At 60.0% G+C, this 23,322-nt stretch carries 18 protein-coding genes, 1 tRNA gene and 1 riboswitch; of the genes, 5 read left to right on the top strand and 14 right to left on the bottom strand.

Annotated elements, in window-relative coordinates:
* Positions 1 to 5 precede the first annotated feature (5 nt).
* The 10 genes from AC2D8U_RS05815 to AC2D8U_RS05770 all read right to left on the bottom strand — a co-directional run bounded on the left by AC2D8U_RS05815 (position 6) and on the right by AC2D8U_RS05770 (position 12,993).
* Entirely contained in the window at positions 6 to 1,346 is a 1,341-nt protein-coding gene (locus tag AC2D8U_RS05815) for a cobyrinic acid a,c-diamide synthase CobB (RefSeq protein ID WP_484618107.1), read from the bottom strand.
* The gene (locus AC2D8U_RS05810; protein ID WP_484618106.1) at positions 1,339 to 2,919 is read right to left on the bottom strand and encodes a cobyric acid synthase; all 1,581 of its coding nucleotides are present in this window, start codon (positions 2,917 to 2,919) and stop codon (positions 1,339 to 1,341) included. The genes AC2D8U_RS05815 and AC2D8U_RS05810 overlap by 8 nt, the downstream gene beginning before the upstream one ends.
* Positions 2,912 to 3,862 carry a cobalamin-binding protein gene (locus AC2D8U_RS05805; RefSeq protein ID WP_484618105.1) on the bottom strand — a complete coding sequence of 317 codons (951 nt, stop codon included), beginning with the start codon at positions 3,860 to 3,862 and terminating at the stop codon, positions 2,912 to 2,914. Before AC2D8U_RS05805 ends, AC2D8U_RS05810 begins: the two co-directional genes overlap by 8 nt.
* A gap of 7 nt (positions 3,863 to 3,869) precedes the next feature.
* Positions 3,870 to 4,874, bottom strand: a complete 1,005-nt coding sequence (locus tag AC2D8U_RS05800; protein ID WP_484618104.1) for a FecCD family ABC transporter permease — start codon at positions 4,872 to 4,874, stop codon at positions 3,870 to 3,872.
* Positions 4,865 to 5,683, bottom strand: coding sequence for an ABC transporter ATP-binding protein (locus AC2D8U_RS05795; protein ID WP_484618103.1), 819 nt, complete (start codon positions 5,681 to 5,683; stop codon positions 4,865 to 4,867). The genes AC2D8U_RS05800 and AC2D8U_RS05795 overlap by 10 nt, the downstream gene beginning before the upstream one ends.
* Positions 5,684 to 5,729: 46 nt before the next feature.
* Positions 5,730 to 7,526: a TonB-dependent receptor domain-containing protein gene (locus AC2D8U_RS05790; protein ID WP_484618102.1), complete on the bottom strand. Its 1,797-nt coding sequence runs from the start codon at positions 7,524 to 7,526 to the stop codon at positions 5,730 to 5,732.
* Between the two features lie 159 nt (positions 7,527 to 7,685).
* Positions 7,686 to 7,859: riboswitch (cobalamin riboswitch) on the bottom strand.
* A gap of 86 nt (positions 7,860 to 7,945) precedes the next feature.
* The gene (locus AC2D8U_RS05785; protein WP_484618101.1) at positions 7,946 to 9,136 is read right to left on the bottom strand and encodes a DUF4861 family protein; all 1,191 of its coding nucleotides are present in this window, start codon (positions 9,134 to 9,136) and stop codon (positions 7,946 to 7,948) included.
* Positions 9,137 to 9,299: 163 nt separating this feature from the next.
* Positions 9,300 to 11,087 (bottom strand): SLC13 family permease, encoded by a 1,788-nt coding sequence (locus AC2D8U_RS05780; RefSeq protein WP_484618100.1) that lies wholly within the window; start codon positions 11,085 to 11,087, stop codon positions 9,300 to 9,302.
* A 98-nt stretch (positions 11,088 to 11,185) separates the two neighbouring features.
* Positions 11,186 to 11,842: a hypothetical protein gene (locus AC2D8U_RS05775; RefSeq protein WP_484618099.1), complete on the bottom strand. Its 657-nt coding sequence runs from the start codon at positions 11,840 to 11,842 to the stop codon at positions 11,186 to 11,188.
* Positions 11,839 to 12,993, bottom strand: a complete 1,155-nt coding sequence (locus tag AC2D8U_RS05770) for a hypothetical protein (RefSeq protein WP_484618098.1) — start codon at positions 12,991 to 12,993, stop codon at positions 11,839 to 11,841. The genes AC2D8U_RS05775 and AC2D8U_RS05770 overlap by 4 nt, the downstream gene beginning before the upstream one ends.
* A gap of 179 nt (positions 12,994 to 13,172) precedes the next feature.
* Here AC2D8U_RS05770 and AC2D8U_RS05765 point away from each other — a divergent pair, with 179 nt between their 5' ends.
* The gene (locus tag AC2D8U_RS05765; protein ID WP_484618097.1) at positions 13,173 to 14,972 is read left to right on the top strand and encodes an ABCB family ABC transporter ATP-binding protein/permease; all 1,800 of its coding nucleotides are present in this window, start codon (positions 13,173 to 13,175) and stop codon (positions 14,970 to 14,972) included.
* Positions 14,973 to 14,995: 23 nt separating this feature from the next.
* Here AC2D8U_RS05765 and AC2D8U_RS05760 read toward each other — a convergent pair whose 3' ends face one another.
* Both AC2D8U_RS05760 and AC2D8U_RS05755 read right to left on the bottom strand, forming a co-directional pair.
* A complete protein-coding gene (locus AC2D8U_RS05760; RefSeq protein WP_484618096.1) occupies positions 14,996 to 15,886 on the bottom strand; it encodes a DNA replication terminus site-binding protein in 891 nt (296 codons plus the stop codon).
* A gap of 225 nt (positions 15,887 to 16,111) precedes the next feature.
* Positions 16,112 to 17,017: a manganese-dependent inorganic pyrophosphatase gene (locus tag AC2D8U_RS05755; RefSeq protein ID WP_484618095.1), complete on the bottom strand. Its 906-nt coding sequence runs from the start codon at positions 17,015 to 17,017 to the stop codon at positions 16,112 to 16,114.
* Positions 17,018 to 17,400: 383 nt separating this feature from the next.
* Between AC2D8U_RS05755 and AC2D8U_RS05750 the strand changes: the two genes are divergently transcribed.
* The 3 genes from AC2D8U_RS05750 to AC2D8U_RS05740 all read left to right on the top strand — a co-directional run bounded on the left by AC2D8U_RS05750 (position 17,401) and on the right by AC2D8U_RS05740 (position 19,087).
* Entirely contained in the window at positions 17,401 to 18,153 is a 753-nt protein-coding gene (locus tag AC2D8U_RS05750) for a LytTR family DNA-binding domain-containing protein (protein ID WP_484618094.1), read from the top strand.
* 18 nt (positions 18,154 to 18,171) lie between these two features.
* Positions 18,172 to 18,876, top strand: a complete 705-nt coding sequence (locus AC2D8U_RS05745; RefSeq protein WP_484618093.1) for a winged helix-turn-helix domain-containing protein — start codon at positions 18,172 to 18,174, stop codon at positions 18,874 to 18,876.
* Between the two features lie 120 nt (positions 18,877 to 18,996).
* Positions 18,997 to 19,087 (top strand) — tRNA-Ser (locus AC2D8U_RS05740).
* A gap of 684 nt (positions 19,088 to 19,771) precedes the next feature.
* Here AC2D8U_RS05740 and AC2D8U_RS05735 read toward each other — a convergent pair.
* A complete protein-coding gene (locus tag AC2D8U_RS05735; RefSeq protein ID WP_484618092.1) occupies positions 19,772 to 20,122 on the bottom strand; it encodes a DUF2750 domain-containing protein in 351 nt (116 codons plus the stop codon).
* Positions 20,123 to 20,279: 157 nt separating this feature from the next.
* On the opposite strand from AC2D8U_RS05735, the gene AC2D8U_RS05730 reads away from it, so the two are divergent.
* Complete coding sequence (locus AC2D8U_RS05730) at positions 20,280 to 21,563, top strand: hypothetical protein (RefSeq protein WP_484618091.1); 1,284 nt, start codon at positions 20,280 to 20,282, stop codon at positions 21,561 to 21,563.
* 303 nt (positions 21,564 to 21,866) lie between these two features.
* Here AC2D8U_RS05730 and AC2D8U_RS05725 read toward each other — a convergent pair whose 3' ends face one another.
* Positions 21,867 to 22,265 carry a DUF3069 domain-containing protein gene (locus tag AC2D8U_RS05725; protein WP_484618090.1) on the bottom strand — a complete coding sequence of 133 codons (399 nt, stop codon included), beginning with the start codon at positions 22,263 to 22,265 and terminating at the stop codon, positions 21,867 to 21,869.
* Between the last annotated feature and the right edge of the window lie 1,057 nt (positions 22,266 to 23,322).

Genomic DNA, 23,322 nt, shown 5'->3' with positions numbered 1-23,322 from the left:
GCCCGTCAGGTGGGATACAAACCCTCGCCCGTCAGGTGGGATACAAACCATAGGGGCGCGCTGGGGAAGTACCAGTGGACAAAGGAGGCGAGGGTGTTGCGGTGGCGGTATATCGGCTCCTGCACTCGGGCCATCTGCCGCTGTTGGGCCAGGTAGGCGGGAGCCATGGCGGTGATCATGCTGGCATGGTGAAAACAGTGGCCTGTGAGCCCATGCTCGCCCAGATCCGTTTGCAACAGGCCAATGCCCTGCAGCCGCTCTTCCATTTTCCCTTCGCCCGGCAGGGCAGCGCAGAGCTCGGTCCGTTGGCCGCTCTTGTCGGTCAGGCCATCCAATAGATAGAGCATGCCGCCGCACTCGGCCAGGGTGGGGCGGTCGCTGTCGATCCAGGCCTTGACGGCACTGCGCATGGCCTGGTTGGCGTGCAAGGCCGCCAGGTGCAGCTCGGGGTAACCGCCGGGCAGGTAGAGGGCGTCGGCCTCGGGCAGGACGGGATCGTTGATGGGCGAGAAGAAGTGCAGCGATGCGCCCAGACGCTGAAGCATCGCCAGGTTATCGGCGTAGAGGAAGCTGAAGGCGGCGTCGCGGGCGATGGCGATCCGCTTGCCCGTCAGAGGTGTGCCCAGTGCCTCAAGGGGATCGGCCGCAGGCTCGGTAAAGCGCACCGGTGCGGGCAGGGTGGGCGCCATGCCCTGGCCCAGAGCTTCGGCCAGGCGGTCCAGGTAGGTATCCAGTTGGGGTAATTCCTCCGGCTGGACCAGTCCCAGATGGCGCTCGGGCAGGGCAAAGCTGGGATCCCGTGGCAGGTAACCGGCGAAGGCGATCCCGTCCGGCAGGCTGTCGGCCAGCATTCGGGCGTGGCCTGGGCTGCCCACCCGGTTGGCGAGCACGCCGGTCAGCGTGATCGAGCCCTCAAAGCCGGGATAGTGGGCCAGGCCATAGGCGATGGCCCCGAAGGTCTGGGCCATGGCGCTGCCGTCGATCACCGCCATCAGGGGAATAGCAAACTGTTCGGCGAGGGCGGCGCTGGAGGCGATTCCGTCGTACATGCCCATCACTCCCTCGATCAGGATCAGATCCGCCTCTTCGGCGGCCCGCCACAGGTGACGCCGACAGGCCTCGTCGCCCATCATCCGCCGATCCAGCTGGTAGGCGGGTTGGCCGCTGGCGAGTTGGTGAAACTGGGGATCGATAAAGTCCGGGCCGGTCTTGAACACCCGAACCTTTTTTCCCTGGTTGCGCCAGTAACGGGCCAGCGCCGCCACGACCGTGGTCTTGCCACTGTCGCTGGCCGGCGCGGTGATCATCAGGGCGGGGCAGTGTCGCTGCCTGGTTTGCTCAGTCATGGCGATCCAGCTCGTTGTGGAGGATAAGGACCGGCCCCTGTCGGTCCTGCTCCTGGCCCCGCCGTCGGCGCTGCTGCTGGGGGCGGGGGTGCTGGGGTTGCCAGCCGGGCAGGGTGCTAAACAGTGCCTCCAGATCCAGGTGCTGCTCCAGGGCATCGGCGAGCTGCTCGAAACCCTGCTCCTGCAGGGCGTGCAGATCCACCGCCCGAGCGTCTTGTTGCGGCGTCAGGCCCGCCCAGGCGAGCAGGGCATCACAGGCACCGGGTTGATCGAACAGGCCGTGCAGATAGGTGCCCAGCACATTGCCCTCGGCGTTGATGGCGCCATCGGGGCGACTGCGGCCGTCGGCGGTAACCAGGGTAAAGGGCTGGGGCCCCTCGACCCGGCTGACACCGGCGTGGATCTCATAACCGGCCAAGGGCACCGAAGTTGCATCCTGAATAAACTGGCCGGTCACCTGCTCCAGAGCCTTGTGGGGCGTGAGCCGAGTGTGAACCGGCAGGTAACCCAGGCCTTCACTGCGGCCCGCCGGGCCCTCGATCCCCTCGGGATCGGCAATGATCTGTCCCAGGATCTGATAGCCACCGCAGATCCCCAGCAGCTTGCCGCCAAAGCGCAGGTGACGGGCGATCTGCCGATCCCAACCCCATTCCCGTAGCTTGGCCAAGTCGGCCCGGACGCTCTTGCTGCCGGGCAGGATGATGAGATCCGCCTCGGGCAGGGGATCGCCGGGGCGCACATAGTGCAGGTTGACGCCCGGGTGCATCCGCAGGGCGTCGAAGTCCGTATGGTTGCTGATCCTCGGCAGGCCCGGGACGACGACGGTGAACAGGCCTTGATCGGACTGATCCTGGATGATGGCGTCTTCGGCCTCGATATAGAGGCCCTGAAGGTAGGGGATCACCCCCAATACCGGGACGCCGGTCACTTGCTCCAGCCAGTCCAGGCCGGAGTCGAGCAGGCTGGGATCGCCCCGGAAGCGGTTGATGATAAACCCCTTGACCAGTTTGCGCTCGTCGATGGAGAGCAGTTTCCAGGTGCCGTAGAGGTGGGCGAAGACCCCGCCCCGATCGATGTCGGCGACGATCACCACGGGGCAGTCGGCGGCCAGGGCGAAGCCCATGTTGGCGATATCCCGATCCCTCAGGTTGACTTCCGCCGGGCTGCCGGCCCCCTCCACCAGTCGCACCTGAGCCTGGGGTTTGAGGGTTTCGAAGCAGTCGAGCACCAGTTGCAGCGCCCTGGGCTTGTAGTCGTGGTAGGTCCGCGCCTCCATCTCGGTGAGGGCCTTGCCCTTGAGGATCACCTGGGCGCCGGTATCGCTGTTGGGTTTGAGCAGTACAGGGTTCATTTCGACGCTGGGTGTAACGCCACAGGCCTGGGCCTGTACCGCCTGGGCCCGGCCGATTTCACCGCCACAGGGGGTGACGGCGCTGTTGAGTGCCATGTTTTGCGGCTTGAAGGGGACGACGGCGTACCCACGGCGTTTCAGCACTCGGCCCAGGCCCGCCACCATGACGCTCTTGCCTGCATCCGAGGTGGTGCCCTGAACCATCCATTTGAGATCAGTCATGCTCTACCGCTCCGGCCTGTTCGGTTAACGCATCATCCTGACGGGCGCGTTCCAGTGCCTCGCACACCGCCGCCATTCCCTGTAGGACTCGAGGGCCGGTGCGGTGGATCAGATCCCCTTGAAGCTGGTGGATCTGTCCGTTGGCCACCGCAGGCACTTCGGGCCAGGCGTCCCAGCCCGCCGGATCGGGTCTTTGGCCATCACTGGCGGCGTGCAGGATCACCTCGGGCTGGGCCACCAGGACCTGCTCGATGCTCACCTGGGGGTATTGGGCGGTGGCCCCGGAGAAGACATTACGGCCGCCACACCCTTGGAAGATCTCATCCATCCAGGAGGAAGCGGTGGTGATCAGCGGACTGGCCCAGATCTGGTAGAACAGGCTGACCGTCGGCCGCTCCTGGTACTCTTGGCGCAGCCGATCCAGCTCGGCCTGAAACGCCAGGGCCTGCTGCTCGGCCAGTTCAGTCTGGCCGGTGGCGTTGCCCAGCCGGTGCATTACTCGGGGCAGATCGTCGAGCCGGGCGATCCCGGAGTCGAGCATGGGCAGGCCCAGCTCGGCCAGTCGGCGGTACAGCTCCCGGTTGGTGCTTTGTTCGCTGGTGATCACCAGATCGGGCTCCAGCAACAACAGCGCCTCGTAGTCGATGCTGTCGTAGCGGGCGACGCGGGGGATCGCCAGGGCGGCGTCGGGGTAGTCGGCATAGGCGACGGCGCCGACGATGCGATCGCCGGCGCCGATATGGAACAGCAGCTCTACCGAGTGCGGCGTCAGGGCCACGATGCGCTGGGCACTTTTGGCTTGAGCGGCGTTTGCCGGATTGGCTGCGCCCTCGGCGGCATGGCTTAACGGGCTGAGCGAACTCAGCAAAGCAAGTACGAGTGTCGCCGCGAGGCCGCGTAACGAATAGGAAGTCATAGTCTCAGAGGAGTTCGGGTTCATCATCTTTGCTCTAGGCACTGCGCTGGCGCAGCAGTACCACCAAAAAGAACAGGCTGCCGAGGATGGCGGTCATCACCCCGACGGGCAGCTCCTGGCCGGGCAGGGCGGTGCGGCAGAGCAGGTCGACCCAGATCATCAGCAGGGCACCACACAGGGCGGTGGCGAGCAGTCCTGCCCGCCCGGCGGTGCCGATCATCAGGCGCACCAGGTGGGGCACGATCAGCCCGACGAAGCCGATCCCGCCGGTGTTGGCCACCAGGGACGCGGTGATCAGGGCGGTCAGCACCAGCATGGTCAGGCGCAGTGGCACCACGGCCACCCCCTGGGTGTGGGCGCTCTCGTCACCGGCCATCATCGCCTGCAGCATGCGTTGGCACAGGGCGATGAGCAGGCTGCCGACAATCACCACGACCGCCGGAAGCCAGAGGGTCTCCCAGCTGGCCCGGCTGAAGCTGCCGAGGTTCCAGAACAGCACGGCCTGCATCGCCTGGGCGTCGCCGAAGTAGATCACCAGGCTGGCCAGTGAAGAGAAGAGGAAAGAGATCGCCACACCGGCCAGGATCATCCGTTCGATCTGCCCGCCCGTGGCCAGGATCATCACCAGGCCCACGGCCAGCAGGGCACCGGCAAAGGCGGCCAGGGGCAGTGACAGTCCGGCGGCGGCGACGGGGGCACCGAAGCTGATGGCGAGCACGGCGCCGAGGCTGGCGCCGGAGGAGACCCCGAACAGGTAGGGATCGGCCAGGGGATTGCGAGTGATGCTCTGCAAGACGGAGCCGGCGATGGCCAGGCCCGCGCCGCAGAGCATGGCCAGCAAGACTCTGGGCAGGCGCAGCTCCCAGATGATCCGCTCGCCGATGGATGCGGGGCCCTGACCGCTGAGGCCATGCCAGAGCGCCGAGGCGATCTGTGTCAGTTCAAGCTGGGCGCTGCCGATGGCGATGGCGGCCAGGGGCGAAAGCAGGCAGGCCGGGATCAACAGGGCCAGCAGGAGGGCGGGGGGGATCAGGCGCATGGTCCGGCCTCCGGTTGGTATCGGGGATTGAAGTGGTATGTGATGTGCGGATGGTGGTGATCCGGATGGGGCGCGACGTCGCACTGAACGCCGAACACCTCGGCGATGGCCGTGGGGGTCAACACCTGCTCAGGTGTGCCGAAGGCGGCGATCCGGCCCTGGTGCAGCAGCATCAGCTTGTCGCAGAAGGCGGCGGCCAGGTTGAGATCGTGGATGGAGGCGATCACCGTCAGCCCCAGTGCCTTGACCCGGCGCAGGGTGTCGAGTTGATGGTGAATGTCCAGGTGGTTGGTGGGCTCATCCAGGATCAGCAGTTCGGGTTGTTGCAGCAGGGCCCGGGCGATCAGCGCCCGTTGCTGCTCACCGCCGGAGAGGGCATCGAAGCGTTGCTCCGCCAGGCTGGTGAGATCGGCCAGTGCCAGGGCGTCGTCGATCTGGCGCTGCTCCCTGGCGGGATCCCGCCATTGCCACCAGGCCTGATGTGGCAGCAGGCCCGTGGCCAGGAGTTGGCGTACCGACATGGCAAACCCGCTGGGTCTGTGTTGCAGCACCACGGCCAGCTTTCGAGCCAGTGACCGGCGGCCATACTGGCGCAGGGGTTTGCCCTCCAGGGCAATGGTGCCGGCTTGCGGCCGATGGAAGTGATAGAGACAGCGCAGCAGGCTGGACTTGCCGACGCCATTGGGGCCCAGAATACCGACAAACTCTCCTCTGGCGATGGCGAAGCTGAGATCCTGCAAGATGGCATGATCCCCCAAGGACAGATGGAGATTTTCTACGGTAATGATGGGAGAGGTGTGTTGAACCATAGTATGACCAAAGGGGGGCCTTATCGGCCGCCCCTTTATGTTCCTATCAGAATGTCAGGTAAGAGACGCTGACAAACCATTCCTGACCCGGACTGTTATATCCGTCGGCAGAAACCATCTGTTCATCCAGCAGGTTATTGGCCTTAAGCCGGAATTGCACTCCGTTGGTTAGCCGATAGCCGAGGCCGAGATCCAGTTTGTGGTAGTCGTCCAGTGTTCCGGCGAGATCCTGTCGCTTACCTTGGTAGCCGTAGTTCAGCAGAGTATCCCAGTTGCCCCAATTGAGGCTAACGCCGTAGTTGAATTCGTGACGCGCCCGGGCGACGAGCCGCTGGCCGGTATCTTTGTCTTTGGCATCCAGATAGGTGTAGGCGACGTTGTGATGGGCAATCCCGGTTTGCAGTGCCAAGCCGGTTTCGATCCCGCGGATCTTCGGGTCCATATTGTAGGGAGCCCAGTTACCCTCGTTGTCCGGCAACCACTGGATATAGTTCTCGATGTCGTTGTCGAATCCGCTGATGTAGGCCTTGACGGTCTGAGTCGAGTATTGCAACGAGATGTCCTGACTCTTGGCCCGTTCGGACTTCAGATCGGGATTGCCCCAAGGGCCATAGAGATCGTTAAAGCTGGGCGCCTTAAAGGAGGTGCCGGTATTGGCGGAGAGCTGCCACTGCTCACTGAGCTGCAGTGCGGCGCTCAGGTTATGGGTGGTTTCGCTGTCGACTTTGTCGACGTCGTCGTAACGGACCGCGCCTTCCAATATGACCAGGCCTAGCTGTGCGCGAGCGGCGGTATAGGCGCCGAACAGATCGCGCTCGTCAATGGCGAAGTCGCCATCAACGGATTCTTTGATTAAGTCCACCCCACCAAACAGCTGGACCATTTCACCCAGTTGCAGCCGATTGCTCCAGTTAAGCTGATGACGGGTGGAGTCATAGAGTCGGCGATTCTTGGGGTCGCTGTCCTGATAGTTGTCCTGCTTGTCCCGCGCCGTGGCCCCACTGAGCTGGCTTGTCAGGCGCTCACCCTGATAGCGGGCGGCAAGCTGACCGAAGTAATTCCGATAGTCCGAAACGTTGGTGCCGAAATTGGCTGCGTCGTAGTCGGACTCACCATCGCTGAGCTGGCCGTTCCAGTTGATCTGCCAGTGTTGGCCCAGGGGCTGATGGCCGTTGATGCCGATGCTGCTGCGCTTGTAGCCGTCATCATCCTCTTCGCCGTCGTTCTTGACGTCATAGCCGTCGCTGCGTTCGTGGGAAAGTACCAGGCTGGTGGCCCCTTTGCCATGGCTCAGGCCCAGCCCCGCCGTACCGCGCAGGTAGTGGTTGCTGCCGGCTTCGGCGGTAACGAAGTGCTCGCCTCCTTCGAGCTTGCGGGTGAAGATCTGGATCACCCCACCGATGGCGTCTGAGCCCCAGACGGCGGCACGGGCGCCTTTGAGCACCTCGATGCGCTCGATCATTTCGGGCTGGAGGATGCTCAGATCGGTCGCGCCCAGTGAGGCGGAGCCGACGCGTACGCCATCGATGATCAGCAGGGTGTGGGAGGAGGAGGTACCACGAATAAACACGGAGGCCGCCTGGCTGGCACCGCCGTTACGGCGCACGCTTACGCCGGGTAGGGTTTCCAGGATATCGACCACGGCCTTGGGGGCGAGGCGCTGGATCTCGGCCCGTTCGATGGTATTGACGATCACCAGCTCTTGTTCGGTTTCGAAGCGTGTACCCGTGACGGTGATGCGCTCAACAGGCTCGGGATCGGTGCCGATGTTGTTGGCGGCGAAGGCCACCGGGGTGAGGAGCGTGGCCACACTGAGGGCCAGTAAGGAATAACGCGTTTTCATATCCAATAACATCCTTTGGGATAAAAAACGCGGGAAGGCTTGGATGCGTCGTCCGACGCAGCACGCAGATCAAAGCGGCCTTAGGACCGGGCCAGATCAATGAGGACCGGTGCACTTCAGGCACAGTTTATTCCGCTCAAGAAAACCCGCTTGAGTGATAAAAAATTCCCTTTCAAGGTAGGTCTCCTGGCTCTCAGCATCCCGGCGTACCCCTTCCCAAAGCCTTGGCTTCAGTGGATATGTACGCTGCTCTGATCACAGTTGCAGGTTCAGCCGCGGATTCTCACCGCGTTCCCTGTTATGGCTTGCGCCACCTCAAAAGACATCCAGACGTCTATCTGAATGCGATGGCAATACTAACTCCATGATGTACAAAGTCAAGTGAAAGCCTCTTGCCACCGTTTATGGCGATGATGGCATTAGAAGCGGACACTATAGAGAGGGGCCTGGTTGATCTGAACCATGACAGGCTGGCCCAATCGACTGAGTTGGGCATCCAGTTGTTGCTGAAATGCCTGTTGCGTCAGGCTGCCCTTGGGATCATCTCCAACTGCCAACAGGTAGTACTCCCACTGGCCACGATCCGGGATCAGGTGGACCAGGTGGTGGCCATCCTCTCGGGAGATGTGGTTGATGTGGGCCAGAGGGTAAAACAGGGCCAAGCCCAGGTGGGACGGCGTGTCTGAGGCGCTCGTTTTGCCCCAGGTGGCGAGGTAGCCCCAACCGTTTCGCTCATCTCGCATGGGACGATTTTGCGGATCCATTTTCAGTCCGGTCACCAGACCCGGCAGGGGACCGGTGGCGCTCAGTGAGATCTGGGTGAGATCTGAACCTGCCTGAATGCGGTACTGAAGATGCAGGTCGGCACGGATCCCGGCGACGTCCCAGCCCGAATAGGTCAGATCAAATCCGCTGGCCAATGGGCTGCTGGCGGCCGCTTGGTAACGCAGCGAGCCGTTGTGGTGGAGAGGATGGATCTCACTGTAGAGCAGTCGACCTATTCCCCCCAGGCCCAGGGAGTCTCCCCCAAGCAGCAGGGGGTGCTCCAGGTTGATGTCAGGTGATGCGTGAGAGTTGTGGTTTGAGTGATCCCTGCGCGTTGCTTGGCGGTTTGCTTTGGCAGGTTTCAAGGGGAAAACATCGAGGGTGTGGTGCCCGGCCAACTCCAGCCGATAGGCGATCCGGGAAACGCCCCAGACCGGGCCACTATAGGGAAACTGTTGGGCGATCGTCTCACTGGTCAGAATGATCTCATCGGCTGTCTTGGGGTCGCCGTCGGAGGACTCTGTCGGTAAAGGGGGTGGGTCCGGTGGCAGCAGGCGCAACTGTCGCTTTTCGTTGGGGGCCAGGGAGAGCTGGATCTGCAGGGTGTCCAGTTTGGCGTCGCCGGTCGTGTCCGACCAGGCATACTGTTCGACCCCCTCGACGCCAACCGCTGTGGAGGGTTGAAACAGGGGCGGAATGGTCAGGGTCAGGGATTGGGCCTGCAGGGGGACGGGGGCGGTATTTTCCAGGCTGATGATCACCGGCAGCGGGGCGGGATCGCTGCAGGCAATAAGCAGGAGAGGTGACAACAGGGGCAGGATCCTAGACAGGGAGATGATGCGCATCGGGCGTTCCTTCGTCCGGTTAGTTATTGGCGTCCCCTTCATACCGGGTGAAGGGTTTAATTGTTCAGTAGATCAAGAAGATCGCCTGGTTTCTCCTACTGACTATAGTCCGCTTGGCGGTCATTTGCGGTTGGCAGTGGCGGTGTTTGTTTCCGGGGAATGGTTAGAGGGGCCACCACCAGATCAGCAGTGGCACCGCCACCAGGATGATCAGCAACTCCAGGGGCAGCCCCAGGCGCCAGAAATCGCCGAATCGCAATCCGGCGGGCCCCAGGATCAGGGTGTTATTCTGATGGCCGATGGGGGTGAGGAAGGCGCAGGAGGCGCCGATGGCGACGGTCATCAGAAAGGCGTCGGGGGACAGCTCGAGCTGCTGGGCCAGGCCCAGGGCGATGGGGCACATGATCACCGCCGTGGCGGTATTGTTGATCACATCGGACAGGGTCATGGTCAGGGCCATCAGCAACGCCAGGATCACGGCAGGGGGCATATCGACCACCAGTTCAAACAGGCCGGCGACCAGCCAGGTGGCGGTGCCGCTTTGGTGCATCGCCTCGGCCAGGGGAAACAGGGCGGCGATCAGCACCAGTACCGAACCGTCAATGGCGCTGTAGATCTCCCTGGGCGGGACGATGTCCAGTAGGGCGTAGAGCAGGGCCGCGGCACAGAAGGTTTGAGGGGCCGGGGTATTGGCGAACATCATGGCCAGCAGCGCCAGCAGCATGATGGCGGAGGCCAGTAGGGCCCGCCGTGGATCCTTCATGGGGATCGTCCTGGGGGCCAGGGGGGCCAGGCCAAAGCGCTGGGCAAAGTCATTCATCGTTTCTTCATCACCTTGCAGCAGCAGCAGATCGCCGGTGGCCAGGGCGGTGGAGCGCAGGCGCTTATGGCTGAGCTGTCCCTGGCGGGAGAGGGCCAGCAGCAGCAAGCCGAAGCGGCGAAATACGCCCACCTGTTTGGCACTGCGTCCTCTTAGGGGGCTGGAGGGCAGAACCACCCACTCCTGGCTGTGGACGGCGCCCGAGGAATGTTCGCTCTGGGTCGGTGGCGTTTTTGCGGAGTCCTCATTTTGCGCACTCTCCAGGATCAGGCCCAGGGTGTCCAGCAAGGGGGTGATCTCGGCGGGATCGCATTCCAACACCAGGATATCCCCTTCAAACAGGCGTCTTTGTGGCGCCGGGGCGGTAACCTGGATCCTGTCTCGTGCCAACGCCAGCAGTTGACCGTCCAGGGCGTCGATCTCCTTCTCCAGCTCTCGGACCCGCCGACCGGCCCAGGCGCTGTTTTCGGGGATCCTGGCTTCGAACCGGTAGGCGGCGACGGCCGCCTGAAGCGAGGGCCCCTTGCGCGCCGGGATGAGCCGCCGGCCCAGCAGGACGAAGGCGATCCCCAGCAGGGCGATGGCCAGTCCTACCGGGGTGAAATCAAACAGGCGGAAAGGTTCACCCAGTTGCTGATCACGAAAGCCGGCGACGATCAGGTTGGGTGGTGTACCAATCAGTGTGGTCATGCCGCCCAGGATGGTGGCAAAGGCGAGGGGGAGCAGCAGTTGTGCCGGGGGCAGGTCGTGCTGTTGTGCCAGCCGAGTGGCTACGGGGATCATCATCGCCAGGGCACCCACATTGTTGATGAAGGCGGAGAGGGCGGCTCCCACCAGCATCAGGCCCAGCAGTTGCAGTTGGGGAGGGGCCTTGGTCGGTAGCAGACGTTGGGTGAGGGCATGGATCACGCCACTGCGCTGAAGGCCATGGCTGAGGATCAGCACACAGCCAACGGTGATCACCGCGGGATGGGCGAAGCCATCGAAGGCGGCAGAGGCGGGCACCAGATCCAGTGCGACCGCCAACAGCAGAGCCGTCATGGCGATCAGATCATGACGCAGGCGACCCTGAATGAACGCTGCCAGGGTCAGGGCGAGCAGGCACAGCAGAAGGAACTGGGGTTGCACCATGGAGGTTCCCAGCGTCGGGCTTTAGGCCAGTGTAGTTGCCTTTGCGGCATACCGGCGAGCAGGGCTCACCGGTAGAGCGCGGCAAAGGCGCATAGAGGTTATTGATGGCAGACAGGCGCGAGGGCTGCGTCGATTTTGTTCAGAGGGGTGAGCTGTGCCCTCTTTGCCTGTCCCTGATGTTGAAATTGCACCTGCAAGCCGAAGCGGTCGCCGATGAACCAACTGGTCTCGCGCCGCCAGCTTGGCAGTTGCTCCATCTCATAGCAGCCCAAAGCCTCACTCCAACGGTAGCCAGTGGTGTCGGCAAGCTGGATCTGCCAGTAATCAAAGCCGGCCTGTGGGGTCATCACCTGATAAAAACCGTCAAACCGGCTTGGTTTATCGCAGCTGGGATAGAGGGCTAAAACATCCGGTTTAAACCGGACAAACTCCCCCATGCGGGTTGTGCCATCTTGGTCAACGTATTGCAGGTGAAGGGTGCTGTCGAGCAGGGGATCGCCTTCCAGAACAAAGCCAAGTTCAACCTGGTAGCGATGGCTGCAGAGGCCGCCTGAGGGAGCGGGTGTTAGCTCAAACAGGGTGTCCCCTACGAAGTGGACAAATCTGTCTCCTTCGGTGTGGGAGTGCCAATAGTCAATGGTCCTGATCTCAGCCGGTGGGTCTTGCTGCTCACGGTCACTATCGCAGCCAGCCAGGGCAAGGGGGGCGGTAAGCAGGGCGATGTGGATTGGGTTGAGTCGTTTCATCGGTTTCATGGCTCCCGCGATCCGGCCTGGGTGATGGCATCACAGGGCTGGCCGTTGGCCAGGCTGCAGGCACCATCGTCCGGTCTCATGCACTGGTGCCATTGATCCGCGTTGGCACAGTATGCCTCGGAGATCCGGTAGTGCATCTGCTCGGTCTGGCGGCAGAGGCCGGGCGCCGCCTTACCCTCAAGGCTGCAGTTGGCGTAGCCCTTCATCTCCATCATGCGGTCCCAGCTTTGCACCACCGTGCGCCAGGGATCATAGTCAAGGAAGCTGTGCCAATGGCCATCGCTGTCGGGCGGTGTCGGGTAGTAGGTCATCTGCTGGTTGATCAGGGTCGGCACCTTTTGAGATGGCTCTTTAAACCCTTTTAATGCCCAGTACAGCCCTTCCAGGCTGTCATCGACCACAGGAACCCCTTGACCAAGCGCGAGGATCTGCACCATCACTCGATAGTCGGTTTCCTCAGCCTCAATGGCGCGGATGGCGTCCGGACTCTCCTCCGCAAGGGCGTGGCTGATCCGGGTACGCAGCTGGCGACGCTCTGTCAGTGAGCGACTGTCGGATAGGACATTGAAGGAGACATACCAGGCGTGGCCCAGTTCAATATTGGAGAGGTAGCCATCGCCACAGGCATTGCGAAAATTGACCTTGCTGATCAGAGAATCGTGCGCCAGCCAGTATTGGGCGCTGGCGTGCAGGCTCGGCAGGGTATCCAGGGCGTATTGGTGGGTTCGCTGGGAAGCGTACCAAACCAGGGAGGTGCCATCGCCGATCTGCGCTATGCCGTGGGTAAAGCGATGCAGTTGGCGATCCAGCTTGGGCGAGCCGAAGTTGCTGCTCCTGAGTCTGTTGTACAGGCCCCAGGCGCTGGTGGGGTAGGCGTTGCCACCGGTTCCCGAACTGGCAGCTTGGGGTCGATAGTCATGGCGGGTGAGGCAGTGCCGCAGCGGCGTGTTGGATACGCCATTGACGCCTCGAGCGATAAGATCCAGAGCGTGATCCTGCGGACCTGGGTCGGCAAAGATCGTCATCAACTCATCATCGGTCAACAGTTCGGTCAGGCCCTTTTGCGTCAGTTCGTCCACACGGCTGGACGCCGACACAGACAGGGGCCAGAGCAGGCAGAGCAGGTAGAGCAGGCTGAAGGTTCTTGGCATGGATCGCTCCGAATGACGAGGCTGTGAGTTTACCTCTTTTGCATGGGCGGGTCGCAGGGAGATATCACATTTAAATCAGTACTTTGGAGGTCTCCAGTCGTTTGGCGTTCGCCATGGCTCTGTGATCCCCAACGGGTTGTGGTAGGGTGAGGCCTTGTTGTACAGGGATGGATAGAAGCATGCGTGGGCGCAGTCATAGCCAAGTGAAATTCAGCGACGTTAACTGGCGGGTTCTTAAGGATCTGGTTCCCTATCTGAGCGAGTTTCGTGGTCGAGTGGTGGGGGCCCTGCTGTGTCTGGTGGCGGCCAAGCTGGCCAGTGTCGGCCTGCCCTTTATCCTCAAGCACATTGTCGACGGCCTGGATGTGGGACGGGAGAGTGAACTGTTGGCACTGCCACTGGGGCTGCTGCTGGCCTACGGCACGGTGCGCTTCGCCAATGTCCTGTTTGGTGAGCTGCGCGACACCCTGTTTGGCCGGGTGACCGAGCGGGCGATGCGTCGGGTTGCCCTGAAGGTGTTTAAGCATCTGCATGCCCTGGATCTGGATTTTCATCTCAATCGTCAGACCGGCGGCTTGTCCCGGGATATCGAGCGGGGGAATGCCGGGATCAGCTTCCTGATGCGCTTTATGGTGTTCAATATCGGCCCCACCCTGCTGGAGGTGGGCATGGTGCTGGTGTTGCTTGGCTGGCAGTACCATTTGGGCTTTGCCGCCATCGTGGCGGTGGCGGTGATCGGTTATGTTGGCTTCTCCGTGGTGGCGACAGAGTGGCGTACCCGCTACCTGAGGGAGATGAATGTCGCCGAGTCCCAGGCCAGTACCCGGGCCATCGACAGCCTGATCAACTTCGAAACGGTGAAGTACTTCACCAATGAAGGGGAGGAGGCGCGGCGCTATGATCTGGGGCTGGCGGCCTGGGAGCAGGCTCGGCGCAAGAATCGCCTCTCCCTGTTTGCCCTCAATGGCGGACAGGCGTTGATCATCGCCCTGGCCATGACCTCGGCCATGGTACTGGCGGCCAGTGATGTGATGGCTGGTGCCATGAGTCTGGGGGATTTTGTGCTGATCAACGCCTTCATGATCCAGGTGTTTATGCCCCTCAACTTCCTGGGCTTTGTCTACCGGGAGATGAAGGGGTCCATGGCCAATATCGAGAAGATGTTTGAACTGCTGAATGTGCAGCCCAAGGTGCAGGATCGGACCGATGCCCGGCCATTGAAGGCGAGCCAGGGGCGGATCGAGTTTGATGGCGTGAGGTTTCGTTATCAACAGGCACGACCGATCCTCAAGGGGATCAGCTTTACGGTAGAGCCCAGGCAGAAGGTGGCCATTGTCGGGGGCAGCGGCGCGGGCAAGTCGACCCTGTTTAAACTGCTGCTGCGCTTTTACGAGGTGGAGCAGGGAGCTATCCGGATCGACGGTCAGGATCTGCGGGAGATCAGCCAGGAGTCCCTGCGCCGTGCCATCGGCGTGGTGCCTCAGGATACGGTGTTGTTTAACACCAGCCTGCTGGAGAACGTGCGCTATGGTCACATTGATGCCGACGACGAGGCGGTCTGGGAGGCGATCCGCCTGGCGCACCTCGACCGCTTTGTCGAGGAGTTGCCCGATGGGATCCATACCCAGGTTGGTGAGCGGGGGTTAAAGCTCTCCGGTGGGGAGAAGCAACGGGTGGCGATCGCCCGGGCGATCCTTAAGCGTCCGCCCATCATGGTGTTTGATGAAGCCACCTCCTCCCTGGACAGTCATTCAGAGCGCAGCATTCTCAAGGCACTCAAGGAGATCGCAGCGGATCAGACCACGCTGGTGATCGCTCATCGGCTCTCGACCGTGGTGGATGCCGATCGGATCCTGGTGCTGGATCAGGGAGAGATCGTCGAGCAGGGTGACCATGCCAGCCTGTTGGCCCAGGGCGGTCACTATGCCCGGTTGTGGCAGCTGCAGCAGCGCCGTCAGGTCCCGCTACTTGAACACTGAGTGCCCGGCTTATTACAGAGGGATCAGTCCAAGTGGTAGAGGTGCAAGCGGGGAATGAGACACTCCCCCTTGGGACCGGGCAGGGCACTTTGTTGCCAGGGGGGGAGCGGGCTGATCTGAACCGGCTCCCGTTGGCTCAGGAGGAGCGGCAAATTGGCCGGGAACTGTCGGCGTCCGCCCTCGGAAAACTGGACAAAGGCGGTCGGCCGCAGGCCGCCGGGTCGATCGAACCTCAATCTGGCACCGGCGGCTAGCCCACTGATCCCCTCCATCTCACGCGTTACGTGGTCTTGCCAGGCAGCCATATCCAGAATGCTCTGTCCCGGGTTGGTCAGGGCGTTTTCCAGTTTTTGCAGGATCTCATCTCGAGTGGTCTTGGCGACGATCCGCTTGCCGACCCAACCAAAACGGATCCGCCTGATCGGTAGACTCAACCAGACCGGGGTGCGATAGAAGTGCATGGTAAAGAGGTTGGGAGAGAGCTGATGGAGCAGCTCGAAGCGTTGATCCTGAACATTGGCCGCATCCTGAGTCAGGGCATGGAGCTGGGTTTTAAACTGCGCGAGGGCTCTCTCCAGGGCCAAGAGCCTACTGGGAAGCGCCTTGTGGGTGTCAAAGCGCAGTAGGCCCGGATAGCGTCGAACTTTCTGGCTCTGCTCGTCCGTGCTTTTGCGATGCAGATCGGACAGCGCCTGGATCGCCCAGCGATGGGCCTGCGCTCCCTCAAGCGGGTCGGGCTCAATGGTTTCGATCTGCGCCAGGGGGCGGGTCTGCAGCCATTGGGGTAGGGCATAACCCATGGCCTGAGCGGGCCCCTGCTGTGCCAACTGCTCGTTGAGGGATTGCCTCAGGCTCATGGCGTGGTCAAACGCCAGGCTCAACTGCCGTAGGGCATCGGGATCATAGTGGGACATGGTGTGCAGTCGCGATTGTTGTCGGTTGTCTCTACTCTATTGCAATGGTGCCTACATACCAAATTATTTTTACCAAGGTGGCAACCCAAACCCACTGGGGCAACACCTCGGTTTCCGTGGACGCCACGCAGGCCCATGGGGCGGTCCGGTGGGGAATAAGGAGAAACAAAAACGGCGCCCCAAGGGCGCCGTTTAACAGGGAAAAACCTGAAGGGGCTTATCGCATCAAGCGGTAAACACCTGGTTCAGCCAGGGCAGCATCTGCTTCTTACGGCTGAGGCAGTTCTCAAAGACCAGCTCACCCTCTTTAGCGTCGTGCAGCATCTGAGCGGCTGGGCCGGCAACGATCAGGCGGGTCTGTTCGCTACGGATGTTGGTGAGCATCAGTACGGCCACATCCAGGCCAGCGGCCTCGACGCGGCTTGCCAGGTTCTTCGCCATCTCGGCTTCAAACTCGGCGGTCTGGGCAAAATCGGCCAGCTCCAGCTGGGCAACGGTCAGGGACTTGCCGCCAAACTCGAAGCTCTTGACGTCTTTGTTCAACAGTTCATCGACGCTCATGCCAGCCAGATCGGTCTTGGCCACCAGCAGCTCGGCGGTGAAGGCGTCCACGTCGACACCGGCGATGGGAGCGATCAGATCCACCAGCTCGATATCACGGGCAGTGGTGGTGGGAGACTTGAGGCCGACGGTATCGGACAGCAGGGCACCCAGCATCAGCACGGCCAGGGGCTGAGTCAATTCCACCTTGTGGATCTGACACAGTTCAAACAGTACGGAGGCGGTGGAGCCCAGTGGCATCATCCAGGCTTCCAGCGGGCCCCGGCTCTGCAGGGTACCCATGCGGTGGTGATCGACCAGACCCACCAGCTTGGCATCAACCAGATCGGCCGGACCCTGCTCCTGCTCACAGAAATCAACCAGGTAGACTTGCTCGTCTTTCAGTGGCTTATCCAGAACGGTTGGCAGTGCCAGGCCCGCCTTATCAAAGATGAACTGGGTTTCACGGCTCGCTTCACCCGGGCGGAACGCTTGGGCGTTCATGCCGCGAGCATTAAGCCAATGGGCCGCAATCACGGCGCTGCAGATACTGTCACTGTCGGGGCTCAGGTGGCCAAAAACGTGGATCATGGAACTTCCCTTGAGAGGCTGCGTTGGGGAGACGCAGCATGGTTCGACTGGCCCCAAGAGTGAGCTCGGGGCGAAAAGGGGGAAATGTAAAAGCTACTAACAGGGCTGTCCAACACTTTTGGAGCACAGTGTTAGCTGGATCGTTCAATTGGCCACAACTTCTGAAGGATGGCGCAAAGGCTCTGTGATACCAGGCTCCAGGGTTCGCGACCTTAATGACCTGGCTCCTGCAGCATGGATGAGGTCGTAGACAAACCGGTTCCTGCCCACTCTTTTGAGGTGGGGGTGGAGATTATTCCGCCATGGTCTGGCGGAAAAGTGCACGGATTTTTATTGCACGAAGCCAACTATCAGATTAAACCTGTTAGATAAGGCTAATGGATATGGCTGAATCAACCGTGTATGAAATGGATTTTGGATCCGAGCTAGGCATCGATCTCAGTGGAGCGCGCCGGCTCATGGCTGAGATGGGTGAGGTGTTGCGTAAGCCCCATACCTCTGAGCAATTGCAGGCAGTGGCTTCGCTCTTTACCCAGATCTGGCCTAACTATGTATTGATCTGGTATTGGCGAGGACGTCCTTTGGAAACTTTGGTTCTCAAAGGACAGGAGCAAGGTAAGATCAGTTGTTCGAACATTATTGCCGCTCGGATCTATGGGCCCTGTGCGCTCAGTGATACAACCCAGGCTCATATGCTGGGTTGGATCCGGGCAGCGGCAGAGATCGTCGTCGTCGCTAATCGTGGCAGGATCAATAAGGCCGATTTTGCGGCGCTGGCGGACCTGCGTAAAGAGCTGGGGAATTGCATCTATATCAAGGCAGCGAATCAATATGTCGAGTTATTCAACAGTGATAACCGCTGCTCCCTGTTTCGAGTCAACCTGCATCAAGTCGAGAGTCTGTTTGCCCCGGAGAGGGTATTACGGGTCCATCGAAGCTATCTGGTGAATCCAGAACACGTGGTGTCGAGCCGAAAGCAACGCAACGGGCGGGTTCGGTTACTCCTAAATTGTACCGAGATCCCAGTGGGTGAGCGTTATGCTCCTTCACTCAAGGAGGAGTATCCACAATGGTTTTCCCGTCACGATCAGCATACGGCATTACGTCAATGGCTCTATGCGGGCACGGATGAGTAATAGGAGATTGGATTTAGAATGTTGCTGACTTCGACGGCACCGAGGCGAGCCATTTTTGCCTGTGTTTCCAAGGCCACCTTTCATCGCCTGCAACCCTGGTGTCAGGGGCAGGATATGGACTTGGTGCCGCTTGGGAGCCTAGAGGAGTGTCGCCAGCGCTTGAGTCGGGAATTTGGTCTGGTGCTGGTCGAAGAACGGACCTTTCCACAAGCCTCAACGGAATGTGAAACCTTTAAGAACAGTCTGCATTGTCTTGGGGTTGTGATGATCCCGGCGGATGCCACGATAATGCACAGGAAGCGCTCGTGGCGTGCGGGTGCGGATGTGGTGTTACCTGAATCCCCAGACGGGGAAGAGCTGTATTTGTGCTGTCGTCAACTGATGCGGCGGTGGGTGGAGACCCCAGGCTCGCCTTCGACTGGGGGGAACCGGCCCGACTGGAGATTGGATTACGAAGGGGCACGATTGTTGGACTCCCAAGGAAACTGGCAACGTCTGTCGCGTAATGAGGCGGCGTTGATGAAGGAGTTGGTTGCTCATGCAGAACAGTTGGTTAAGCGTGAAACTTTGTGGGCCGTGTTACAAAGATCAGATTGGCAATACAATGATCGAACCCTGGATGTGTTGATTGCCCGGCTTCGCGGCAAACTCAAGAAACTTGGTATCGATCCCAGAGTCATAGTGACCCACTATGGTGCCGGCTATGAGCTAAGACACTTGTAGTTTCCGGGTTGTGTTAAAACGAATCGATGTCCAGATTTTCCACACATTGCTGCAATGGTGAGCATTTGATTTTTTAGGGCTTTACACAGGCCAGGGGAATCACTAATATTCGAATCCGTCGGAGGGATGGCAGAGCGGTTGAATGCACCGGTCTTGAAAACCGGCATACGTTAGTAGCGTATCTAGGGTTCGAATCCCTATCCCTCCGCCATATAAAGCAAACCCTGCCATAGTGCAGGGTTTTTGCGTTTTGGGCGATTCGTACGGTGGGATAGCTCCGTAGGGCAGGTTAGCCACGCAGCGGCGTAACCTGCCGTGTGCTCCGGACTCTTCCTGGTCGCATGCAGGGAAAGGCTCTCCGAGTTGGGCCTTGCTCGCGTTCCATCCTCCCTCCGCCGCCACACCCATATAAGCAGCAAACCCTGCCATAGTGCAGGGTTTTTGCGTTTTGGAGAAAAGCCCCTGCTTCGTAGGGCAGGTTAGCCGCGCAGCGGCGTAACCTACCGTGTGCTTCGGACTCTTCCTGGTCGCATGCAGGGAAAGGCTCTCCGAGTGGGGGTTTCGTAGGGCAGGTTAGCCGCGCAGCGGCGTAACCTGCCGAATGCTCCGGACCCTTCCTGGTCGCATGCAGGGAAAGGCTCTCCGAGTGGGGTCTCCGTAGGGCAGGTTAGCCGCGCAGCGGCGTAACCTGCCGAATGCTCCGGACCCTTCCTGGTCGCATGCAGGGAAAGGCTCTCCGCCTCGCTCTGTTGAATGAGTGAGGAAAAGGGCTGAAGCCATGCAGGCCATATTCGTGTATACGGATATTTGAGCGGTTCAATCTGCTGTTATCGCCATAAACAACAAACCCGCCTCTCGGCGGGTTTGTTTATGGCGCTTAGTGCAGGACCAGAGATCAGATCTCTTTATCGGCCAGCTTTTTGGCCAATTCGAAGGGGTCGCACTCGATACCGTTGAGCTCAGTATCCCAGTCCAGGCCGACCATCACCTTGTCTTCGTCCAGGCTTGGCAACCATTGTTCGAAGAAGTCATCCAGTGCGATGGCAACGGCCTGATAGTCCGCCCAGTCTTCACGACACAGTGCTTTTGCTGCAGACTCGGTGGAGAACAGGGGCATGACGTCAGTGTTTTCAAATTCAATGGAGTCACATACGACGTATTCGTTGTCTGCGCTCAGTACCCAGATCTGGCCGCTTTGAGTAACGGCATCGGCAAAGGCTTGCAGGGAAGGGGTGATATCGGTCATGGGTGGCTCCTTTAAGTGATTGTCCGGATCCTTGCCCATCGATCTCCCAATCGCAAGTAAAAACCGTAATTAACCGATGATTTGGCGATCTTTCTCTCTTTGCATGGGGGCCGGGGATCTGTAACCATCGAAATGACTCAGGGATTGGGAAAGCGCCATGATAGATAAATCGACAAAGGTCAGTCCAAAGCAGCAGGTTTTGCTCCTGTTGGAGGAGTGTTTGCAGACCGGAGTTCGGGGGCGGGTCGCACAGATCATCAAACAGGCAAAGAGCGAGATTGAGGGCCGTCTTGAGCTGGACGACGCTTTTTATCGCCAGGCTCGAACTGATCTGTCGGTGCCAGGCTGTCCGGGTCTGACCTTCAAGGTTGCAAAACAGACTCGCCGCTGGATCTATCGTTATACCCCGGAGGGGGCGCGTTCGACTCGGCAGAGGACTCTGGGCTACTTTCCCGAGATGACCGTGGCACAAGCGATGGCAGAGTGGCAACGGCAAAGGGATGGAAGTGACCCGATGGAAGGGTTGATGCCAGCGATGACGTTCGCCGAGTTGGTACAAAGATATCTGGTTTATGCTCGGGCCAGACGAACAGGGTGGCGTCGGGAACGTGCCTTGCTTGAAAAGTACCTCCTGCCCCTGTGGGAGCAAAGAGATCCGGTGGAGATCGAAGCTGAGGATATAGGTTGTTTGCTGCGAAGCGTAAGGGAGCAGGCCCAGGCCAAGGGGGGACATGGTCATAGATCTGCTGCCCACGCCTTAACGACATTGCGCCATCTGTACGATGTTGCTCGGGGTAAGGGGGAGTGGATCTGCCCTCAGTTGCCCTGGTTACCAGCGACCATGGCTAACCCCTGTGAGGGGATCAAGATGGAGCGCCTGCCCAGTTTTACTGTGCCCCTGGCACTGACCGAACTGGTCGCGTATCAAAAGGCGCTGACAACCCTGCCTATCAATGAGCGGATCCGACCGGTGCTGCAGTTGCAACTCACGCTATTGGTGCCCTTCAGTGCCTTGTGTCGACTCCTGTGGGATGAGATCGATTGGCAGGGCAAGCGGGCAAAACTGGTGACTGCCGATGGGCGAAAGCAGAGCCTATATCTGACGCAAGCCAGTGTGAAGATCCTCCAGCAGCAGCGCACCTTGTCCAGCCATTCCGCCTGGATCTTTCCGGCCATGACTCAGGTTGAAAAACCGATGCCACCCCGTTACCCCAGTCAGCAGATGGTCGTGATCCGGCAGCATCTTGGTCTGTCTGACCAATTTACAGCAGAGCGGATCGGCCGTCTTGGCCGGCATTGGCTTGCAGAGCAGGGGAGGGCATTGGCCAAGCAGAAACTTCCCTTGGATAGTCGGCAAGACAACGAACTGTCTCGACTTCAAATCCAGGAAAACCTCGAGTTATGGCAACAATATCTGAGTAGTTTACGACTGTCTGTATGAGTTACGTACTGTAATTACTTTTGTAACGGATAGGTTTCAAAGCACTTTAGGCGGGCAGTTATGGGGCGGACGAGCAAATTACTGAGTCAGGGGAGTGGCTAGGGGTCCCAGGACGCCTAACGGACTCGAAGGGGGTGGTGAGCCCTCACCGTTTTGGTGATGAGCCGGCGCTGGCCAGGAAAAACGGACTTGCTGTGCATACTGAAAGCAGTCTGCAATGCAATAAAGGGAGTTAGAGTTAAAGGTCAGACCAAAGGACCGTGATCAGTTTCAACGGCATTGGTCTGACGATGCTGGTGTGGGTTACTTACGGAACGGTGCCAGGAATTCGTTGCGCAGGGAGGCGTCGCGACGGGCAGATTTCAGATCCTTGATCATCATCTTAATGCCTTGGGCAAACAGTTGCTGCAGCATGGCATCGGTCTGCTCTTCGCTGGTCTCTTCGCCTTTCTCCTGGTTGTTCTTCACCATGGTCAGCAGCTCGGCGGTCGGCCCTGCCAGGGTGTAAGTGCAGACAGCCAGGAACTGCTCAAAGCTCTCCATGACATTGCGGGCGCTCTGTGGTTGCTGATCCCAAGCGTCGCGCAAAGGGGCTTCCAGGGCAACGTAGATGCTGTGCAGGCCTTCGTATTGCGCCTCTTCAACTTCCATGTGGTTCATTACCTGCATCAGCTGGGCAGGGATCTGTACTTGTTCAGTCATGGTACCGGTCCGGTTTAAGGAAAAGCCGACATCTTAGCGGATCTGGCGAAAATGTCAGTCCTTGCTGTGGCAAACTCGAGTGAATGGGCGTTTCATCACCATTCATCTTGCTTCTTGAGGGCATATAGCCAGGGATTGAACTCGAACCACGACACTTGCTTGCAGTGGGACTTGCCCCTGAGTCCCAGGGGGTGTGAGCCTGTTCGCGAAGGGGCCAGTCCTGGTGTATGAGGCGATGGTGTCATGGATCAAAGGAAGTTGGGTGAGCATGATGAGCAAACTGGGAGCCGGTGGTGCAGCGTTACTGGGCTCGGCCTGCCTAATGCCCAATGCGGTGGAAAGCACCGAGTGGCAGATCGCCCATTTCGCTGGAAAACGTAGGTCCTGATCAAGAACGGGGATCCTGTGAGCCGGGTATTGGCTCATTGTGGCAAGCTCAGCTTGGTGTAATCTTGATTGGATCCCTTGAATATCAGGAGGGGAGCCTCACACGCACCTGTTACGACTTCGATGGTGATCATCGCCAGTATGGAGCGGTTAGGGTGGAAGGACTAAGGAGCGTAGCGATTGCTTGATACCATCTAGATGCAGTGTTCTATGAGATCCGAACACCTGTCTAGACCAATTTTCGGCTTCCGAAGGCGGGCGCTGCCGTGGTGTAGATGGGGACCCTTCCCGTTGCCGTCATCCATAAGGTCTGTGGCGATATCTCCTTTGACCTGGTGAGGCGTCATATACCCGGTTGATGGTACCCATTCTGTTTTCAAGCCCAGGCACCGGCGCTCCATTGGCGCATTGTCCCAACGCTCACCACGCCGATTCATGCTCTGAGTCATTGGATTACGCCAGAGGAACTGGGTGGTTGCGCTGGTGCCCACTGATCGCTTCTACTGGCTTGATCTAAGTGGCATGCTGGTTTGGCTAGGACGGGTTGCTGCTGCATAGGGTCAGTTTTCAGCGGAACGCCGATAAAGGTGTTTTGGATGCCTGGCCAGAACGATTCGGCAGCCTGGTGGAGTGGGTGCGGGATCCACACCCATCCAACTCGCCCTTGCAC

This window comes from Ferrimonas sp. YIN67 (assembly GCF_057219095.1).
This window is presented reverse-complemented; position numbering and strand designations above follow the sequence as displayed.

Bases quoted from the DNA above. Each gene is read 5' to 3' on its own strand.
- AC2D8U_RS05735 (WP_484618092.1), bottom strand. From the start codon at position 20,122: ATGACCGATATCACCCCTTCCCTGCAAGCCTTTGCCGATGCCGTTACT.
- AC2D8U_RS05760 (WP_484618096.1), bottom strand. From the start codon at position 15,886: ATGTCCCACTATGATCCCGATGCCCTACGGCAGTTGAGCCTGGCGTTT.
- AC2D8U_RS05765 (WP_484618097.1), top strand. From the start codon at position 13,173: ATGCGTGGGCGCAGTCATAGCCAAGTGAAATTCAGCGACGTTAACTGG.
- AC2D8U_RS05730 (WP_484618091.1), top strand. From the start codon at position 20,280: ATGATAGATAAATCGACAAAGGTCAGTCCAAAGCAGCAGGTTTTGCTC.
- AC2D8U_RS05790 (WP_484618102.1), bottom strand. From the start codon at position 7,526: ATGAAAACGCGTTATTCCTTACTGGCCCTCAGTGTGGCCACGCTCCTC.
- AC2D8U_RS05780 (WP_484618100.1), bottom strand. From the start codon at position 11,087: ATGGTGCAACCCCAGTTCCTTCTGCTGTGCCTGCTCGCCCTGACCCTG.
- AC2D8U_RS05775 (WP_484618099.1), bottom strand. From the start codon at position 11,842: ATGAAACCGATGAAACGACTCAACCCAATCCACATCGCCCTGCTTACC.
- AC2D8U_RS05800 (WP_484618104.1), bottom strand. From the start codon at position 4,874: ATGCGCCTGATCCCCCCCGCCCTCCTGCTGGCCCTGTTGATCCCGGCC.
- AC2D8U_RS05805 (WP_484618105.1), bottom strand. From the start codon at position 3,862: ATGATGAACCCGAACTCCTCTGAGACTATGACTTCCTATTCGTTACGC.
- AC2D8U_RS05815 (WP_484618107.1), bottom strand. From the start codon at position 1,346: ATGACTGAGCAAACCAGGCAGCGACACTGCCCCGCCCTGATGATCACC.
- AC2D8U_RS05745 (WP_484618093.1), top strand. From the start codon at position 18,172: ATGTTGCTGACTTCGACGGCACCGAGGCGAGCCATTTTTGCCTGTGTT.
- AC2D8U_RS05725 (WP_484618090.1), bottom strand. From the start codon at position 22,265: ATGACTGAACAAGTACAGATCCCTGCCCAGCTGATGCAGGTAATGAAC.
- AC2D8U_RS05785 (WP_484618101.1), bottom strand. From the start codon at position 9,136: ATGCGCATCATCTCCCTGTCTAGGATCCTGCCCCTGTTGTCACCTCTC.
- AC2D8U_RS05770 (WP_484618098.1), bottom strand. From the start codon at position 12,993: ATGCCAAGAACCTTCAGCCTGCTCTACCTGCTCTGCCTGCTCTGGCCC.
- AC2D8U_RS05810 (WP_484618106.1), bottom strand. From the start codon at position 2,919: ATGACTGATCTCAAATGGATGGTTCAGGGCACCACCTCGGATGCAGGC.
- AC2D8U_RS05750 (WP_484618094.1), top strand. From the start codon at position 17,401: ATGGCTGAATCAACCGTGTATGAAATGGATTTTGGATCCGAGCTAGGC.
- AC2D8U_RS05795 (WP_484618103.1), bottom strand. From the start codon at position 5,683: ATGGTTCAACACACCTCTCCCATCATTACCGTAGAAAATCTCCATCTG.
- AC2D8U_RS05755 (WP_484618095.1), bottom strand. From the start codon at position 17,017: ATGATCCACGTTTTTGGCCACCTGAGCCCCGACAGTGACAGTATCTGC.